General features: G+C 64.2%; 17 protein-coding genes (1 of these 17 running past the window's edge). 12 read left to right on the top strand and 5 right to left on the bottom strand.

The annotated features are described in order from the left end of the window. Positions 1-48 precede the first annotated feature (48 nt). Complete coding sequence (locus KEC45_RS17120; RefSeq protein ID WP_062176109.1) at positions 49-1,335, top strand: cytochrome P450; 1,287 nt, start codon at positions 49-51, stop codon at positions 1,333-1,335. A gap of 113 nt (positions 1,336-1,448) precedes the next feature. Further along, entirely contained in the window at positions 1,449-1,682 is a 234-nt protein-coding gene (locus KEC45_RS17115; RefSeq protein ID WP_062176112.1) for a hypothetical protein, read from the top strand. A 28-nt stretch (positions 1,683-1,710) separates the two neighbouring features. Here the strand turns inward: KEC45_RS17115 and KEC45_RS17110 are convergent, their stop codons facing one another. Both KEC45_RS17110 and queF read right to left on the bottom strand, forming a co-directional pair. Beyond that, positions 1,711-2,121, bottom strand: a complete 411-nt coding sequence (locus tag KEC45_RS17110) for a thioesterase family protein (protein WP_252171174.1) — start codon at positions 2,119-2,121, stop codon at positions 1,711-1,713. Positions 2,122-2,166: 45 nt separating this feature from the next. Beyond that, complete coding sequence (queF, locus tag KEC45_RS17105; protein ID WP_062176118.1) at positions 2,167-2,637, bottom strand: preQ(1) synthase; 471 nt, start codon at positions 2,635-2,637, stop codon at positions 2,167-2,169. A gap of 128 nt (positions 2,638-2,765) precedes the next feature. Here queF and KEC45_RS17100 point away from each other — a divergent pair, with 128 nt between their 5' ends. The 4 genes from KEC45_RS17100 (at position 2,766) to KEC45_RS17085 (ending at position 7,337) form a co-directional block, all read left to right on the top strand. Further along, complete coding sequence (locus tag KEC45_RS17100) at positions 2,766-4,094, top strand: hypothetical protein (protein ID WP_062176121.1); 1,329 nt, start codon at positions 2,766-2,768, stop codon at positions 4,092-4,094. Between the two features lie 187 nt (positions 4,095-4,281). Further along, positions 4,282-5,124: a 3-mercaptopyruvate sulfurtransferase gene (sseA, locus tag KEC45_RS17095; RefSeq protein WP_062176124.1), complete on the top strand. Its 843-nt coding sequence runs from the start codon at positions 4,282-4,284 to the stop codon at positions 5,122-5,124. 69 nt (positions 5,125-5,193) lie between these two features. Next, positions 5,194-6,399 (top strand): cystathionine beta-lyase, encoded by a 1,206-nt coding sequence (gene metC / locus KEC45_RS17090; RefSeq protein ID WP_062176127.1) that lies wholly within the window; start codon positions 5,194-5,196, stop codon positions 6,397-6,399. Between the two features lie 5 nt (positions 6,400-6,404). Continuing rightward, complete coding sequence (locus tag KEC45_RS17085; RefSeq protein ID WP_238586515.1) at positions 6,405-7,337, top strand: mechanosensitive ion channel family protein; 933 nt, start codon at positions 6,405-6,407, stop codon at positions 7,335-7,337. On the opposite strand, the gene ppa is transcribed toward KEC45_RS17085, so the two are convergent. Together ppa and KEC45_RS17075 are read right to left on the bottom strand one after the other, a co-directional pair. Beyond that, positions 7,334-7,870 carry an inorganic diphosphatase gene (ppa, locus tag KEC45_RS17080; RefSeq protein WP_062176131.1) on the bottom strand — a complete coding sequence of 179 codons (537 nt, stop codon included), beginning with the start codon at positions 7,868-7,870 and terminating at the stop codon, positions 7,334-7,336. The two genes, KEC45_RS17085 and ppa, sit on opposite strands and share 4 nt — an antisense overlap. 40 nt (positions 7,871-7,910) lie before the next feature. Beyond that, positions 7,911-9,845, bottom strand: coding sequence for a M61 family metallopeptidase (locus tag KEC45_RS17075; protein WP_062176133.1), 1,935 nt, complete (start codon positions 9,843-9,845; stop codon positions 7,911-7,913). A gap of 95 nt (positions 9,846-9,940) precedes the next feature. Between KEC45_RS17075 and hisS the strand changes: the two genes are divergently transcribed. From hisS to KEC45_RS17045, 6 genes are all read left to right on the top strand, one after another. Beyond that, positions 9,941-11,188 carry a histidine--tRNA ligase gene (gene hisS / locus KEC45_RS17070; RefSeq protein WP_062176136.1) on the top strand — a complete coding sequence of 416 codons (1,248 nt, stop codon included), beginning with the start codon at positions 9,941-9,943 and terminating at the stop codon, positions 11,186-11,188. Continuing rightward, positions 11,188-12,255 (top strand): peptide chain release factor 1, encoded by a 1,068-nt coding sequence (prfA, locus tag KEC45_RS17065; RefSeq protein WP_062176139.1) that lies wholly within the window; start codon positions 11,188-11,190, stop codon positions 12,253-12,255. Before hisS ends, prfA begins: the two co-directional genes overlap by 1 nt. Beyond that, a complete protein-coding gene (prmC, locus tag KEC45_RS17060; protein WP_062176142.1) occupies positions 12,248-13,072 on the top strand; it encodes a peptide chain release factor N(5)-glutamine methyltransferase in 825 nt (274 codons plus the stop codon). The genes prfA and prmC overlap by 8 nt, the downstream gene beginning before the upstream one ends. Before the next feature lie 235 nt (positions 13,073-13,307). Beyond that, positions 13,308-14,186 carry a DUF4167 domain-containing protein gene (locus KEC45_RS17055; protein ID WP_062176145.1) on the top strand — a complete coding sequence of 293 codons (879 nt, stop codon included), beginning with the start codon at positions 13,308-13,310 and terminating at the stop codon, positions 14,184-14,186. Positions 14,187-14,262: 76 nt separating this feature from the next. Beyond that, positions 14,263-15,648, top strand: coding sequence for a DUF4139 domain-containing protein (locus tag KEC45_RS17050; protein WP_193749072.1), 1,386 nt, complete (start codon positions 14,263-14,265; stop codon positions 15,646-15,648). Positions 15,649-15,658: 10 nt separating this feature from the next. Further along, the gene (locus KEC45_RS17045; protein ID WP_252171173.1) at positions 15,659-17,245 is read left to right on the top strand and encodes a DUF4139 domain-containing protein; all 1,587 of its coding nucleotides are present in this window, start codon (positions 15,659-15,661) and stop codon (positions 17,243-17,245) included. A gap of 21 nt (positions 17,246-17,266) precedes the next feature. Here the strand turns inward: KEC45_RS17045 and KEC45_RS17040 are convergent, their stop codons facing one another. After that, a protein-coding gene (locus tag KEC45_RS17040; RefSeq protein ID WP_062176151.1) for an acyl-CoA thioesterase crosses the window boundary here: on the bottom strand, positions 17,267-17,286 show its end. Its footprint extends 370 nt past the window's final position; 20 of the gene's 390 nt are visible here — the last part of the coding sequence; its start codon lies off the right edge, out of view; the stop codon is at positions 17,267-17,269.

Genomic DNA, 17,286 nt, shown 5'->3' with positions numbered 1-17,286 from the left:
GGTCGTCCGGGCTCGACAGACGGCACGCGATGAGGCAGCTTTGGTTGCATGACAAAACCTATATTGCCTGGAGAGGTAGCCGCCGCCGTCGTCGACCCCGTCGCATACGGCCAATGGGATCCACTGCACGAGCAGCTCGCATGGGCGCGTGCGAATGCGCCGCTTGCGGTCGCCGAGAATAGCGATCACGATCCTTTCTGGCTCGTGACGCGGCACGCCGACATCATGGCGATCAGCCGCGATCCTCAGCGTTTTGCGAACGGCATACGCCCGACCGTGCTGACCAACCGCGACGGCGAGGCGTTGGCGCGCGCCGCGACCCCGAACAATGACGGGCATCTGATTCGCTCGCTGGTACAGATGGATGCGCCCGATCATATGAAATACCGGCTGCTGACGCAGAGCTGGTTCATGCCCAAGAATCTGAAGATCGTCGAAGACCGGATCCGTCAACTGGCGCGCGAGACCGTCGATCTTATGCTGGAGGCCGGCGCGGAGACCGACTTCGCGCGCGATGTCGCGGCGCATTATCCGCTGCGCGTCATCATGGACATATTGGGCGTCCCGCGTGAGGACGAACCGCGCATGCTGATGCTGACGCAGCAGCTATTCGGTCCCACCGACCCCGAACTGAACCGGAGCAGGGAGGCGATCACCAGTGCGGAGCAGGCGATCGCGATGCTTCATTATGTCATCGCCGATTTCGAAAATTACTTCGGCGCGCTGACCGCCGACCGCCGCGCAAATCCTCGCGAGGATATCGCTACGGTCATCGCAAACGCCATGGTCGGCGGCGAACAGATCCCCGACCGCGAACTTGCCGGCTATTATATGATCATCGCGACGGCGGGGCATGACACGACAAGTGCTTCGACCGCGGGTGCGATCATGGAACTGGCGAAGAACCCGGCGCTGTTCGAACGTTTTCGCGCCGCCGACAGCGACAAGGCCGGGCTGATCGAAGAGGCGATCCGCTGGACGACTCCGGTCCAGCATTTCATGCGCAGCGCCAAAGAGGACGTCGAGATCGGCGGGCAGACGATTCGCGAGGGCGACTGGCTGATGCTCAACTATGTCTCGGGCAACCGCGACGAGGCCGTGTTCGGCGATCCTTTTGCTTTCGATCCTGATCGTGAAAAGAACCAGCAGATCGCCTTTGGTTTCGGCGCACATGTCTGTCTCGGCCAGCATCTCGCGCGCATGGAAATGCGCATATTGATGGAGGAGTTGCTGCCGCGCCTCAAAAGCCTCGAACTGGCGGGTGAACCCGCGCGCGTCGAATCGGTGTTCGTCGGCGGGTTGAAGCGCCTGCCGATTCGATTCGCGGCGGCCTAGCCCTGCGTCGGCAGACTTCGCCGTAGGGGAGTGGAACAGCAGACTTCTCCGCAGGGGAGTGGAACAATTGCCGTTTCGGCTGCGTTTCAAGACCCTTGTTGGAGGAGTCTGTCATGAAGCTATGGAAAAAGACTGCGATTTCGGTCGCCGCGGTTTCGATGGTGCTATCGCCGGTTGTCGCTTCGGCCGCACCCGCGATCGGCGACGCCCGTGCGACGAGCGTCGTCGAAGGCGAGAATGAACTCGAGGGTGCGAGCTGGATCGCGATCGTGTTGGGTCTCGCGATTATCGCCGGCGGCATTTGGCTGGTAGTCGACGATGACGGCGATAGCCCGGTAAGTCCGTAAGATCCGGCCTGTCCGGTACTATCGCCGGCTAGGTCTTTTCATTCGGAAAGAAGCGCGCAACCACTTCGCTCGCAAGGCGCGCAGGGCGCAGCGTTACAGCATCGACGCAGCACCATGAGGATTTGACCTCGGCCAATACCTCTTCGCCGCGTTTGATGATCGTTTCATAAAAGGCGCGTGCGCCCTGCACTTTTTCCAGGATCACGGTCGCGATGACCTGATCGTCGAGGAAAGCGGGACGGCGGTACGTGATCTCGTGCTTCAGTGCGACCCACAGATGGGCCGCGACCGCGTCGGGCGGCGCGATATGGCGCCAGTGCGACAGCACCGCTTCCTGTACCCAGCTCAGATAGTGAGCGTTGTTTACATGACCCATGAAATCGATCTGGTCGGAACCGACGGCGATCGCATGGTCGTGCGGAAGGGAAGCGGTGGTCATATCGCTGACACTAATGTCAATATTTTGTGACGGAAAGATGAATAATCATCCCCGCCCGCGATAAGGCGCGACCGCTTGATCGGGGAGCCACAAGCCCTCGGGCGGCGCGCTCGATTGCCAGAAGACATCGATCGGGATGCCGCCACGCGGATACCAGTAACCGCCAATGCGCAGCCAGCGAGGCTGCATTTCATCGAACAGGCGGCGGCCGATGCCGACAGTGCAATCCTCGTGAAAGCCCGCATGGTTCCGAAAACTGCCAAGGAACAGCTTCAGGCTCTTCGATTCGACGATCGTTTCGCCGGGCGCATAATCGATGACGAGATGTGCGAAATCGGGTTGTCCGGTCACCGGGCAGAGCGAGGTGAACTCGGGCGCGGCGAAGCGGACGAGATAGAGCTCGCCCGCGCGCGGGTTGGGGACATAGTCGAGAACCGCGGCCTCGGGCGAGGCAGGAAGTTCGCTGGACTGGCCGAGATGTTTCGGCGCGAGTGGGGTAGGGGTGGAATCGGTCATGGAAAGGCTCTAGTGCGCAGCGCGGCCGATGTCATCCGGACCGATTGTCCTTGAGATGTCAGGCCGCCAGGTTCAGCGCCAATTCAGCGGCGCATGCGAGATATGTGTAGTGTGGGATCGCGGACAAGATGACGGTGCGTAACTTCGGGCGAGAACAGGTGGCGACGGTCGCGCTCGCGGCGGCGATGCTGGCGGCAGCGATGCCTGCGCATGCGCAAGACACCGGAACCTCGTCACGCCCGATCGATTTCCGCCTGCCGCCGCCTGCCGATGACGGCCGGACCCCGGGTGTGCAGGGGCCTTCGGACAACGGCTTGCCGCCTGTCGCGCCCGGCGAACGGCGTGGACAGCCGACCCCGACCCCCGCACCGGCGCCAACACCAACGCAGCCGGTGGCGCCGCCACGGGTAACTCCGACGCAGCCAGCCACCGCGACCCCGACGCCTGCTCCCGCACCGACGCGGCGCGATACACCTGCGATCGTGGCACCGCGCGCGGCGACGCCCGACACCGCCGGCACGACGCAGGCGACTCCGATCGACAATCCGGCTTTGCCCCCTATCGATACGGCGGCGCCCCCCGTACCCGTTGCGACGGGTGCGACGCCTGCCTCCGCCGATGCAGCGCCGGTCGTGGCCGCTCCGGCCAGCCCGTCGTCGGGTACGCCGATCTGGGCCTGGGTGCTGGCCGCGCTCGCGGCGGGCGCCGCCGGATTCTGGTATTGGCGCCGCCGTGCGGCGCCGGCAGGAGTTCCGCTCGACGCGATCGAAGAAGCTCCGCGTCCGATCGTCCCGCGCCCGGCGCCTCGGGCAGCGGAAACGCCTTCGAAGCCGCCGGTCCCCGCAACGTCGCGTCCCGTCGTTCAGCCGCCTGTGCCAACGCCCGCTGCCTCGGCTGCGGCCGCCCCCGCGCACCCGCTCGTTACCCGCGCTGCCGACGAACTGCGCGCGGTGGTCGCGATGGCGCTCGACGTGCGCAGCATCCGTTTCGCGGCCGATCATGTCGCGGTCGGATTCGCCCTCCACCTGATCAATCAGGGGACCGCGCCTGCGACGGGACTGATGGTCCGCATCGCGCTCAATCAGGGGTCGGCCATGACCGAGCCGGTGCTTGCCCGCTTCTTCGACGGTGCGGGCGGCAGCGTGCTGCGCGACGACATGGCGCTTGCCGTCGGGGCGGGCGAAGAATTATCGACAGAGGTCATGTTGCCCCGCGCTACGATCGAACCCCTGATGATCGGCGGCAAGCCGATGCTCGTCCCCGTCATCGCGTTCGACGTCACTTATCATTGGGATGGCGAGGGAGAGGCTTTCGGTCAGAATGCGGGAAGTTTTGTGCTCGGCCGCGAACAAGGCACAAGCGGCAGCGAAAAGCTGGCACCGCTGCCGCTCGACCGGCCCACCTATGCTGTCGATCGTCCTGGCGCGCGTGCGACGGCGATCAAGCGCGCGCAATAGCTTGACCCAAAAAGACACTGCTTTTTTGTTGCGGTGCACCATCGGCTGAGGCAGGATCGACCACGCTTGAAAAAGCGCAAGTGGGGGCATAGGCTGACTATCCCCCGGAAAGACAAGAAGCCACAGCAGGATGGCCGGGCGAGGGACAGGCAAACATGTTCCCGACCGGTCGCAACAGGAGCATGACATGGACGCCTTGGTCTCAACCGACTGGCTGGAACGCGAATTGGGGGCATCGGACCTGCGAGTCGTCGACGCGACGAAATTTCTCGCCGATGAAGGGCGCGACGCACGCGCCGAATATGAAGCGGGCCACATTCCCGGCGCGGTGTTCATGGATCTTGCCGAACTGACCGACGCGTCGAACACCGTCGACAATATGGCCCCGCCGGCCGAAAAATTCGCGAGCCGTATGCAGTCGCTGGGTCTCGGTGACGGCAGCCGTATCGTGATTTATGATGACAGCCCGCTGAAGAGCGCAGCACGCGCCTGGTGGCTGCTGAAACTGTTCGGCGCCCACGACGTGGCACTGCTCGATGGCGGCCTTGCCAAGTGGAAGGCCGAAGGTCGCGCGCTCGAAATGGGCAAACAGACGCTCCGTCACCGCCACTTCACCGTGTGGCGCGATGCCAAAGCGGTGCGCACCAAGGAACAGATGCTGGCGAATGTCGACAGCGCGGCCGAACAGGTCGTCGATGCGCGCCCCGCCGCGCGCTTCACTGGCGAGGAACGCGATCCGCGCGCAGGTGTCGCTCCGGGTCATATCCCGGGTTCGCGCAGCCTGCCGCATAGCCAGTTGTTCAACGCCGACGGCACCTGGAAACAGGGCGACGAGCTGAAAGCGGCATTCGACGCCGCCGGGGTCGATCTCGACAAACCGCTCGTCACCACCTGCGGTAGCGGCATGACCGCGACCGTCGTTGCTTTCGGCGCGCACCTGCTCGGCAAGGAAGATGTTGCGGTCTATGACGGCAGCTGGGTCGAATGGGGCGCCGATCCGGCGACGCCCAAGGCGACCGGCGCAGCCTGAGTCTCTTCGCCGTCGAAACCTGTTTCCGTGCCGCTGGCTTTTGGCGAGCGGCACGCTATCAAGACGGGCATGAACAACCGCGACGACAAAAGCCTCCGCCCTGCAACGAAACTGGTGCAGGGCGGCCGCCGGCCCGAATGGACCGGTGACCCGCGACTGGGCGGCAGCGTCGTCAATCCGCCGCTGTGGCGCGCCTCGACGATCCTTTACGACAATATCGCCGACCTCAAGGCGCGCGGCCATGCCACGCACGACAAGCTATATTACGGCCGGCGCGGCACCCCGACGGTGTGGGCGCTTGCGGATGCGCTGACCGATCTGGAGCCGGGCGCGGAAGGCACTTTGCTGTATCCCTCAGGGGTCGCGGCGATTTCGGCAGGCCTGCTGGCGCTGCTGTCGCCCGGCGATCATCTGCTGATGGTCGATAGCGCCTATGAGCCGACGCGTCTGTTCTGCAACGGCATGCTCGCGCGATTCGGCGTGACGACGACCTATTATGACCCATCGATCGGCGCCGACATCGCTGGGCTGATCACCCCTGACACGAAACTGATCTTCCTCGAATCGCCGGGCAGCCTGACCTTTGAGATGCAGGATATTCCCGCGATCGTCGCCGTCGCGCGCGAACATGGTGTGACGACGATGCTCGACAATACATGGGCGACCCCGTTGTTATTTCCCGCACTGGAGCATGGTGTCGACGTGGCGGCGATGAGCCTGACCAAATATGTCGGCGGACACAGCGATGCGATGATGGGCTCGCTGACTGCCACCAAGGCACTATGGCCGCGGCTTCGGCACGCGGCCTACCAACTGGGCCTGTCGGTCTCGCCCGACGATTGCGCGCTGATGCTGCGCGGCCTTCGCACACTCGATGTCCGTCTGGCGCGGCACGGCGAAAATGGCCTCGCGATCGCGAACTGGCTGGCCGGGCGGTCCGAAGTCGGACGGGTACTTCATCCGGCGCTGCCGGGCGATTCCGGCCACGCCATCTGGGCGCGCGATTTCACGGGTGCCAGCGGCTTGTTCGGCTTTACGTTGAAGGGCAGCGACGATGCCGGCCGAACCCGCTTCATCGACGCGCTCTCAGCCTTCGGCATCGGATTTAGCTGGGGCGGCTATGAAAGCCTCGTGGTCCCGAGCAATCCGGCGGAGATTCGCACCGCTGTGGAATGGACGGACCGCGATCCGCTGGTCCGCCTGTCGGTCGGGCTCGAGGACCCGGCCGACCTGATCGCCGACCTCGAACGCGGCTTTGCCGCGATGGCGGGATGATCGGCATGGACGCGCTGCCCGAAGGCGTCGTCCGCACGATCGAGGCGCTGAAGGCGATCGGCATCGACGTCGGCTCGTACCGACTGTCACTCTATGGACTATTCTCGACGATCGTCGTCGCGGTACTGCTTTATCTGGCGGTGCGAATCATCCTGCGGTCGATCAAATGGCTGCTCCGCCGCAACACCCAGATCGACGCGACGCAGCGGCTGCTCGCCGAAAAGCTGATCGCGATCGCGCTGTTCGTCTTTGCCATGCTGTTCGGCATTGATTTGTTGGGCATCGATCTGACCGCGCTTGCCGTCTTCTCGGGCGCTGCGGGCCTCGCGATCGGTTTCGGGCTGCAAAAGACGGTCGGCAATCTGATCGCCGGGATCATCCTGCTGATGGACCGTTCGATCAAGCCGGGCGACATCATTGTCGTCGGCGATGGCAGCAGCATGGGGGGAACGGCGGCGGCGAATGGGGTGCCCAATGTCGGACGCGTCGCCAAGATCGGCGTTCGCGCGGTCAATGTCGTGACCCGCGACGGCAAGAAGCATTTGATTCCGAACGAACTGCTGATGACGCAGCCCGTCGAAAACTGGAGCTATGCTAGTCCCGAAGTGCGTGTGCGGATGCGCATACCCGTGGGCTATGCCTGCGATTTGCGGCTCGCGCAGCGGCTGATTATCGAAACCGCCAAAGAGAATCCGCGTATATTGAACGAGCCCGAACCGGCGGTTTGGATTACCGCGTTCGGCGAACGCGCGGTCGAGCACGAGCTTCGTTACTGGATTTCCGATCCCGAGGCGGGGCTAGGCAACATCCAGGGCGAGGTGTTCCTCGGCATATGGGATCGCTTCAAGGAAGCCGGGATCGCCATTCCCTATCCGCGGCAGGATGTGCGGATTGTCGGGGCGCCGGACGGTGATCCGGCGCCCTCAAACAAGAATTAGAAACCGGTCTTCTTTGCGCGCTCGATGCATTCGACGATGATGCGCTTCGCTTCGTTCACATCGCCCCAGCCGTTGAGCTTCGCCCATTTGCCGGGTTCGAGATCCTTATAGTGGGTGAAGAAATGCTCGATCTGCTGGAGCACGATCGGCGGCATGTCGGTGTAGCTCGCGACATCGGCGTAATAGGGAAAGGTCTTGTTGACGGGGACGCACAGCAGCTTTTCGTCGCCGCCGGCATCGTCTTCCATCAGCAGCACGCCGATCGGGCGGCATTTCACGACCGCGCCTGCGACGATCGGTGAACGCGCGACAACCAGCGCATCGAGCGGATCGCCGTCTTCGCCCAGCGTGTGGGGCACGAAGCCGTAATTGGCGGGGTAACGCATCGGCGTGTGCAGGAAGCGGTCGACGAACAATGCGCCGCTCGCCTTGTCGAATTCATATTTCACCGGCTCGCCGCCGATCGGAACTTCGATCAGGACGTTGAGGCTGTCGGGCGGGCTGTCGCCGGCGGGAATCAGGTCGATGCGCATGGGAGAAGTCAGTCCTTTGTTCTGTTCTCCGCCGAATCTTTTACAGTCGGCGGCGCGGCGCCAATAGCGGATCGAACCAGTCGGGGCCACTCCCGACTTTTTCGAGATGCGGCCAGCGCAGCCCATCATGATAGTCGATATCGACATTGCGATAGCGTCCGCTGCGCTCGACAAGCAGCCGCACCGGCGTCTTGCCGTCGGCAGCCGCGCGAATCGCCGTTTCGATCCGCTCGCGACTATAGCTCAGGCCGTCGACGGCGATGATCTTGGCGCCATTGACGATGTCGGCCTTGAACGCCGGGCCGTCCCACAAAATGCCGGTCGCGACGCCGTCCTTGTCGATCGTCATGCCCAGCGAATGGGTGAGGTCGGCATTCTTTGCCTGCGCCATGCGGTCACGATCATAGGCGTTGGGCGCGTCGCGCCAAACGAGGCGGTATCCCGCGCGCTCGATCCCTCCAACCGGCGCGGGCTGGCCGCTTTCCTGCATGCGTTGGCGCAGGAAGCTCGCCCAATCATAGGGATGGACGGCGTTCAGCGCCGCGACGACATCGTCGAAATCATAGGTGTCCTGCCCCCAATCGCCCTCGCGCCCGCCGAAAAAGGCGCGTGCGAAATCGTCCAGGCTTTTGGCGTTGTTCGTCGCCTGGCGGATCAGCATGTCGGCGTCGAGCCACATCAGCGACCCTTCGTTGTAATAATCCTCGCTCCGCGACCAACTGGCAAAGGGCTTGGGTTTGCGCGCCGCGATGATCGGGTCGAGCGTCGTGTCTTCGACCGAGCGCCACTGGCGCCCCGGCTGGGCGCTGTAATTGCCAGCATTCGTCGCCCATTCGGCGAGGATCATCTCCTTGGACTGCATCCCCGAACGGCCGGCGAGAACGAGATCCCAAAAGCTCGTCTGGCCTTCGTAAACCCACAACAGATTGTCCTGCATCGGGGTACGGAAGTCGGGGGTCCACATCTTGTCGGGGCGGCGATATTTGCCGTTCCAGCTATGAGTGAGTTCGTGGGGGAGGAGCCCGCGCTCGCTGTCATTGTCGTTCCATTTGGTGAAATAGTCGACGTTGCGGCTGTTCTCGCTGCTGCGATGATGTTCAAGCCCGATGCCGCCGAGTTCGTCGGTGAGCGCGAGCAGGAATTCATAGCGATCGAAATGGCGGACGCCGAACAGCGCGACGGCTTCCGACACCAATGCCGCGTGGCGCGCGATATGGTCGGGGCTCGCATCAAGATATTTGGCCTCATCAGCGACGACGTTCAGCGTCACCTTGTTACCGAGGTCCCATTTGCGGAAATATTTTCCGGCAAACATCGGGCTGTCGACGAGTACCTCGTAATTGGTCGGAGCGAAGCTGTAGCGATTGCCCGAAACCTTGACCCCGTCGAGCGCCGCCGCACCGGTCCAGCCGTCAGGCAGGGTGACTTCGAGCTGCACGGGAATCCCGCGGGTGAAATAGCCCGCGGGGTACAGGCTGACCTGTTCCCATTGCAGGTTCATCATCGCGGGGGTGACGACCACCCGGCCTTCGCTCGTTCGCGTCGGGGACAGGAAGTCAAAGGCGACGTCGACGCTCTTTACGCCCGCGGGCACGTCGATGTCGAAGGCGTAGACGTCGGTCGGCTGGCGCGTCCAGGCCAGCGGCTTGCCCCCGGCACTCGGCTTGAAGCCTGCCATCTCGGCGATCGCGCCGCGCGGGGCGTGCTTGCCGGGCAACCATTCGGGATAGAGCAGGGTCAGCTTGCCCGCCTTCGCCACCGGGATCGTCTGGCGCACATGAAAGATGCCGCGCGCATAATCGCTCGCGTCGACCTTAAGCTGCATCGTGCCCGGATAGGGTTTGTCGGCGGGCAGCGGGATCGTCAGCGGCTGGACGACCGGCTGGGGCCGGCTGTTGCCGTCCTGGGCGATGGCGGGGGAAACGGCGGCGGGTGCGGCGACGACCGCCGCTGCGACGAACAGTGCTTTTTTCATGGGCAGCACCTCTGCCGCGAAACGCGGGCGAGGTCCAGCGACGGCTCTGCAAGCGCACTTTGCCTTTCGACGAAAAACCATTAGATGCGCCGCCCATGAGCAAGGACAAAAGCGCGAAAAATCCGACCCCGCAAGCTGTGCGGGGCACCCAGGACATGCTTGGCGATTTCGCCGACCGGTTCGCGCATGTCGTCGATACCTTCGAACGGGTGCGCCGCCTCTATGGCTTCAAGCGGGTCGAGGTGCCGGTGATCGAGCCGACTGCCGTGTTCGCGCGCTCGCTCGGTGAAACCACCGATGTCGTATCGAAGGAAATGTATTCGTTCGAGGATCGTGGCGGCGAGTCGATCACGCTGCGTCCCGAATTTACCGCAGGCATTGCGCGGGCATATGTGACGAACGGCTGGCAGCAATTCGCACCGCTGAAAGTGGCAACACACGGCCCGCTGTTCCGTTATGAGCGCCCGCAAAAGGGTCGCTATCGTCAGTTTCACCAGCTCGATGCCGAGATGATCGGCAGCGACAGCCCGCTCGCCGATGCCGAGTTGCTGGTGTTCGCCGACCAGCTCCTGAAGGAACTGGGCATATCCGAAGGCGTGACGCTGACACTCAATACGCTGGGCGATGTCGCAAGCCGCGATGCCTGGCGCGCGGCGCTGGTCGATCATTTCGAAGCGCATCGCGGTGATCTGTCGGAAGACAGCCTCGCGCGGCTCGACAAAAATCCGCTGCGCATTCTCGACAGCAAGGATCCAAAGGACCGCCCGCTCGCCGACAGCGCGCCCGACATCGACGCCTATCTGACGAGCGAAGCGCAGGATTTCTTCGGCGCCGTCACCGCCGGGCTCGATGCCGCGGGCGTCGCATGGGAACGCAACGCGCGGCTCGTGCGCGGGCTCGATTATTATCGCCACACCGCGTTTGAATTCGTCACCGACCGGCTCGGCGCGCAGGGCACGGTGATCGGGGGCGGGCGCTATGACGGGCTGATCGAAACGCTCGGCGGACCGCCGACCCCCGCGGTCGGCTGGGCCGGCGGGATCGAACGGCTCGCGATGCTGCTCGCCGACGATGTGATCGACAATCGCCTCGACGCGGTGATCGCGGTCGAGGACGATGACAGGCTCGCGCTGGCGATGACGGCGCTGGCGGCGCTGCGCAATGGCGGCTTTGCGACCGAAATCGTCGCCAGCGGTTCGCCGCGCAAACGGTTCGACAAGGCCGCGAAAATTCCCGCGCATGCGCTGATTTCGGTCGGCACGCGCGATGGTGCGGCGCACATCAATGTTCGCGGCGACAGCGACCGCGCAAAGCAGGTTGAGGCGGTCGTCCGCGCAATCTGATGGCTAATGTTTCCGAAAGACAGATCGACGCCATCATCGAACGCCACGCTGCGCTGCAGGCGCGCATGGCGACGGGCGACATGGCGCCTGCCGATTTTGTTGCCGCGTCGAAGGAGTTCGCCGAACTCGAACCCGTTGCCAAGGCGGCGGCCGAGGTTGTGCGCCTGCGCGGTGAGCTCGCCTCGCTGAACGAAATGCTTGCCGATCCCGAGATGAAGGCAATGGCGGCGGAGGAGATCGACGCGATCGAGGCAGCTCTGCCCGCTGCCGAGCATGATCTGGCAATCAAGCTGCTGCCCAAGGATGTGGCCGACGAACGCGCCGCCATGCTCGAAATCCGCGCCGGGACCGGCGGTGACGAGGCGGCGTTGTTCGCGGGCGATTTGCTGCGCATGTACAGCCGTTATGCCGACGGACAGGGCTGGAAGGTCGAAGTCATCTCGGCAAACGAGGCAGAGGTCGGCGGATATAAGGAAGTCGTCGCGTCGGTGACGGGGCAGGGCGTCTTCGCCAAATTGAAGTTCGAAAGCGGCGTCCATCGCGTGCAGCGCGTTCCCGCGACCGAAAGCCAGGGCCGCATCCACACCAGCGCCGCGACCGTCGCGGTGTTGCCTGAGGCTGAAGAGGTCGACGTCGCGATCAACGACAGCGACCTCAAGATCGACATTTACCGCGCGAGCGGAGCGGGTGGGCAACACGTCAACACGACCGATTCGGCGATCCGCATCACACATATCCCGACCGGCCTCGTCGTGATTCAGCAGGACCAGCGCAGCCAGCACAAGAATCGTGCAAAGGCGATGCAGGTGCTGCGCGCGCGGCTTTATGACCTTGAGCGCGAGAAGATCCACAGCGCCGAAGCGTCGGCACGCAAGTCGATGGTCGGGTCGGGCGACCGCTCCGAACGCATCCGCACCTATAATTTTCCGCAGGGCCGCGTGACCGACCACCGCATCAATCTGACGCTCCACCGCCTGCCCGAAATCATCGAAGGCGCGATGGACGAGTTGATCGACGCGCTGATCGCCGAGGATCAGGCGCAGCGGCTTGCGGGGCTGAGTGACTGACGTCGGCGCCGCGCTGCGCGAGGCGGCAGCGCGGCTGGCGGCGGTATCCGATACGTCGCGGCTCGATGCCGAATTGCTGATGGCGCACGCGCTGGGCGTCGAACGGCCGGCGCTGCTGCTCGATCCTGAGCGTTACGATGTCCCGGCGGATTTCGGCGCGTTGATCGCCCGCCGCATGGCCCATGAGCCCGTTGCCTATATCCTCGGCTACCGCGATTTCTGGACGATCCGGCTGCAAGTCGGCCCGGGCGTGCTGATTCCGCGGCCTGACAGCGAGACGCTTATCGAGGCGGCGGTCCGTCATTTTGGCGGCACGGGCCCCAGCCATATTCTCGATCTCGGGACCGGGCCCGGAACGCTTCTATATGCGGCGATGAGCGAGTGGCCCGCGGCGCGCGGCGTCGGTATCGATGCCAGCGAAGTGGCGCTGGGCTACGCCGGCGAAAATGCTTCCGCGCTTGCGATGAACGATCGTACCGAATTGATACACGGGGACTGGGCCAAAGGGATCAGCGGCGCGTTCGACCTGATCCTCTGCAATCCGCCCTATATTGCCGATTCTGAACAATTGATGCCTGACGTTGTGGCGCATGAGCCTGCGGGCGCGCTGTTCGCCGGCGCCGACGGGCTCGACGATTATCGGCGGGTCATCCCCGATTTGCCCCGGATATTGGCGCCCGGCGGGCTCGCGGTTCTTGAAATCGGGCACACGCAGCATATGTTGGTTCGGAAGCTCGCCGAAGCGGCGGGGTTTTCGGTTGCCTGCAGACAGGATCTGGGCGGCCGCGACAGGGCGCTTTTGCTGACCCGCGCCTGACCCCCGCGCAAGAATTTACTTGGTTTCCGCCGCAAAGCACGATAGGGGCGGCTTACAGACCCGGTACGGGTACCTTGATTGGTCCGACTGGTCTGCTTCCCACTTACGATGCTGGTGCGGGGCCAAGGGCCCGGCGCAAGCGGTAGAAGGGCAAGAACCGCGTGAGAAGCGCGGGCACGACGCGCAACGGCGCGGTCGGCCAAAAGGGGTTGGCGTAGCTTATTAGCTTATCAGGATGTCTCAGTTGAACATGAACAACCGCCAGAGCGGTCGCCGTCGCGGCCGCAACAATAACAGCAACAACAACAACCGCTCGCAGTCGGGCGGTCGTGGTGGGGTCGACCAGGCCAACCGCATCGACAGCCGGGCGCGCGGCAACGGCGCCCAGATGATCGAGAAATACCGCAATCTCGCGCGCGACGCGCAGCTTGCCGGCGACCGGGTCCAGACCGAATATTATCTGCAGTTCGCCGACCATTATTTCCGCGTCGTGAGCGACTTCCGTGCCCGGCAGGAAGAAAAGGCTGCGGCGAACGGCCAAGAACGCAGCAACGACCGCGGTCGCGAAATTCGCGGCGTCGAGGATTTCGACGGCCACGACGATACCGATTTCGAAGCCGACAATGGCCGCGACGACTCCGATAATGGCGATGACCGCGGCGGCGAGCGCAGCGATCGCGGCGAACGCAACGACCGCGGCCAGCGCGACAACAATCGCGAGAACCGCGGCAATCGCGAACCGCGCGGCGACCGCGACGATGACAATCGCGGCAACCGCCAGCAGTCGCGCAGCCGCCCGGCGCGGGTTCGCGACGACGAAGAAGTGCGCGACGAACGCAATGATCGCAACGAAGCGCCCGCGCGCGAAGAGGCGGCCGAGCAGGAGCCGGCTCCGCGTCCGGCGCGTCGCCCGGCCCGCCGTCCGCGTCAGGACGACAACGCCGACAATGGCAATGCGGGGATCGACACCGCAGTGTTGCCGCCCGCGATCGGTCGTCCCGAACGCGCCGCCGAAAGCGAAGCTGAAGTCGAGGTCGAAGCGCCCGCCGCCAAGCCGCGCCGTACGCGCCGCACGCTCGCTGCCCGGAACTCGGACGTCGAAGCCGCCGAATAAGCTGGCGATTTCACGCTGGTTTTTCCGATTCGCATGACATAGCCTCCCCGCGGGATTACTCGCGGGGAGGTTTTTTATGCGCATCTTGGCAATGGCCTGTCTTCCGCTGGCCGTCGGCGGATCGGCGCTTCCGGCTCTCGCGCAGGATGCCGCGACCGGTAACGCGCAGGGCGATGTCGCGGTCACCATATATAATAACGGCCAGTCGCTGGTGCAGGACGACCGTCAGCTGAGTGTCGCCGCCGGCCGCAACCGCATCGAGTTCCCCGACGTATCGGCGCGCATCCGTCCCGAGACGGTCACGCTCTCCGGCCCCGGCATCGGCATCGTCGAACAGAATTTCGATTTCGACCTGCTTACCCCCGACAAGCTGATGGACAAGGCGGTCGGCCAGTCGATCACGCTCGTTCGAACCAACCCAGCGACTGGTGCCGAACGCACCGAGCGCGCGAAGGTGCTGGCGGCGAACGGGGGCATCGTTCTCCAGATCGGCGAGCGGATCGAGGTACTGCGCGATGACGGCCTGCCGGTACGCGCGGTGTTCGACCGGCTGCCGCCGAATCTGCGTGCGCGGCCGACGCTGTCGGTGACGGTCGATGCCGCCAATGCCGGCACCGTACCGGCGCGGCTTTCCTATCTCACCCCGAACCTTGGTTGGACCGCCGACTATGTCGCGCTGTTCGATGCCGCAAAGGGCGCGATGGATATTCAGGGTTGGGTGACGCTGACGAACAGCACCGGCACGACATTCAATAATGCGCGCACCTTGCTTGTCGCGGGCAATCCCGGCGGGGGTGGCGGCTTCCGCCAGATGTCGGGTGCGATGGATTCGGCCGGGACCGAATCGAATGATCGCGAGCGGCTCGGCGACTATTATCTCTATCCGCTCGCCCAGCGCACGACGATCGCCAACGCGCAGCAGAAGCAAGTGAGCTTCCTCGACGTGAAGGGCGCACCAGCGCGATCGACCTATGAATATGTCAATCGCTGGCTCGGCAGCAACAACGAGCCTGTCAGCACCGCGAGTGTGCTGCGTTTCTCGACCTCGCGGCAGGGCGGTCTAGGCGACCAGCTGCCGGCGGGGACGATTCGCGTCTATATGCGTGACGCGCGCGGCGATCCGCAGTTTATCGGCGAGAATCGCATCGACCATACCCCAATGGGATCGGCGATGTCGTTGCGCACCGGCGACGCGTTCGATGTGAAAGTCCAGCCGACCGTCGTGTCGCGCACGCGCAAGGGTGATTCGCGCTGGGTGACCAAAATGAAATATACGGTCAGCAATGCACGGTCGGCGCCGGTGACGGTGCTCCTCGCGCAGGATGGGCTTTATGGTGACGTCCGGATTAGCGACGAAAGCCTGAAGGGCGAGCGTATTTCGGCCGACCGCATGGAATGGCAGGTGCCCGTGCCAGCCAACGGCAAGGTCGACCTGACCGTCACATTCGATTCGCGTTACTGATATCTGCGCGATGCGGGCCTGGCCGCTGCTGCTGTGGGTCGCGGCTCTGCTCGCGCCGACGCCCGTGTTTGCCCAGGCTTCGGCGCCGGTGGTCGTGTCGGCGAAAATCGACGATAGCGCGGTCACCGTCTATCGCGCCCCGGGACGCGGCAGCGGCGCGATTGATCCGAACTGGCCGCAGGGTTTCGCCTTCATCACAGAAACGCGCACCGTCACCTTACCCGCAGGAAACTCGGTGCTGCGCTTCGAAGGCGTGGCCGAAGGATTGCTTCCCGAAACCGCGGTAGTGAGCGGACTGCCCGACGGCGTCATCGAAAAGAATCGCGACGCGCGGTTGCTGTCACCCGCGGGTCTCGTCGATGCCTATCTGAAGCGTAGCGTCACCCTGCGGCGCACCAGCCTTGCGACCGGAAAGGTGGTCGAACAGGAGACAGTGATTCAGTCGGGCCCCAATGGCGGGGTGATTGTTCAGACCGCGGCAGGGGTGGAGGCGCTTGCCTGCTCGGGTTTGCCCGAACGGATGCTCTATTCGCGCGTGCCGAAAGACCTCTCGGCCAAGCCGACCTTGTCGGTGGTGGTCGAGAGCAAGGCGGCTCGCACCATGAAGGTGCAATTGCTCTATCTCGCCGAGGGGTTCGATTGGGCCGCCAACTATGTCGCTGACCGTGGCACCGACGGAAAGACGCTGGGCCTGACCGGCTGGATCACCGTCGCGAATGGCGGGGTGACGAGCTTTCCGGGTGCCCAGCTCAATGTGATCGCGGGACGGCTGAACAAGATGTACAGCCCACCCCTGCCGCGCAGTACGCCGGGATCGCTCGTCCTCAAATGCTGGCCGATGGATATCACGAGCACGCACCCGCTTTGGGAACTGCCGCCGATCATCGAAGTCGAGCAGAATTTTGACGGGATCGCAGCGGAGGAAGTCGTCGTGACTGCGAGCCGCCGCGACCGCCGCGCGATGGCGATGGCTCCGCCGCCTCCACCACCGCCGCCGCCGCCCGCGCCGCCGCCACCTCCGGCGGAGGATCTGGGCGACCTCAAATTCTATCGCATCCCGTTTCGCGTCGATGTGTCGGCGAAGGGGCAGAAGCAGGTGGCGCTGCTGGCGAAAGACAAGGTTGCGGTCGAGCAGCTCTATGCGGCGACGCTATACAATTATGGTGACGGTCGGCCGCAGCCGCTGATGATGCGATTGCGTGCACAGAACCGCGAATCGGATGGGCTCGGTCTTGCGCTTCCGGCCGGCATGGCGACGGTGTTCGAAACCATCGGTGACCGCCGCCTGCTCGTCGGCGAGGCGGCGATCGGCGACAAGGCGAAGAACGAACGCGTCGACTACGACATCGGGTCCAGCCCCGCCGTCCAATATAAGGTCGCGGTTCAGCCGGACCCGAATGCTGATTACAAGCTTTGGCAGGTCACGCTCACGAACGCTCGGCCGTTCGATGCCGAGGTAGAGATGCTGATCCCTTTCGCACTCGATCCGACCCCCGAAGGATGGGAGCGTCGCGGCAGCAGTTGGGTCTGGCGCGTGCGCGTTCCCGCGAACGACAGCCTGATCCAGACCTTCCGTCAGAAATTGAAGGGCGACTGATTCGCCCGCGCCTGTTTGGCTTCAGGCCGGTGGCAGCGCGC

Origin of the sequence: Sphingopyxis sp. USTB-05 (genome assembly GCF_023822045.1) — a bacterium.
In the GTDB taxonomy this organism is placed as follows: domain Bacteria; phylum Pseudomonadota; class Alphaproteobacteria; order Sphingomonadales; family Sphingomonadaceae; genus Sphingopyxis.
This window is presented reverse-complemented; position numbering and strand designations above follow the sequence as displayed.

Coding starts and splice junctions, on each gene's coding strand:
- metC (WP_062176127.1), top strand. CDS start 5,194: ATGAACAACCGCGACGACAAAAGCCTCCGCCCTGCAACGAAACTGGTG.
- KEC45_RS17085 (WP_238586515.1), top strand. CDS start 6,405: ATGGACGCGCTGCCCGAAGGCGTCGTCCGCACGATCGAGGCGCTGAAG.
- ppa (WP_062176131.1), bottom strand. CDS start 7,870: ATGCGCATCGACCTGATTCCCGCCGGCGACAGCCCGCCCGACAGCCTC.
- queF (WP_062176118.1), bottom strand. CDS start 2,637: ATGACCGATTCCACCCCTACCCCACTCGCGCCGAAACATCTCGGCCAG.
- KEC45_RS17050 (WP_193749072.1), top strand. CDS start 14,263: ATGCGCATCTTGGCAATGGCCTGTCTTCCGCTGGCCGTCGGCGGATCG.
- sseA (WP_062176124.1), top strand. CDS start 4,282: ATGGACGCCTTGGTCTCAACCGACTGGCTGGAACGCGAATTGGGGGCA.
- KEC45_RS17120 (WP_062176109.1), top strand. CDS start 49: ATGACAAAACCTATATTGCCTGGAGAGGTAGCCGCCGCCGTCGTCGAC.
- KEC45_RS17055 (WP_062176145.1), top strand. CDS start 13,308: ATGTCTCAGTTGAACATGAACAACCGCCAGAGCGGTCGCCGTCGCGGC.
- hisS (WP_062176136.1), top strand. CDS start 9,941: ATGAGCAAGGACAAAAGCGCGAAAAATCCGACCCCGCAAGCTGTGCGG.
- prfA (WP_062176139.1), top strand. CDS start 11,188: ATGGCTAATGTTTCCGAAAGACAGATCGACGCCATCATCGAACGCCAC.
- KEC45_RS17100 (WP_062176121.1), top strand. CDS start 2,766: ATGACGGTGCGTAACTTCGGGCGAGAACAGGTGGCGACGGTCGCGCTC.
- KEC45_RS17115 (WP_062176112.1), top strand. CDS start 1,449: ATGAAGCTATGGAAAAAGACTGCGATTTCGGTCGCCGCGGTTTCGATG.
- KEC45_RS17075 (WP_062176133.1), bottom strand. CDS start 9,845: ATGAAAAAAGCACTGTTCGTCGCAGCGGCGGTCGTCGCCGCACCCGCC.
- KEC45_RS17110 (WP_252171174.1), bottom strand. CDS start 2,121: ATGACCACCGCTTCCCTTCCGCACGACCATGCGATCGCCGTCGGTTCC.
- KEC45_RS17045 (WP_252171173.1), top strand. CDS start 15,659: ATGCGGGCCTGGCCGCTGCTGCTGTGGGTCGCGGCTCTGCTCGCGCCG.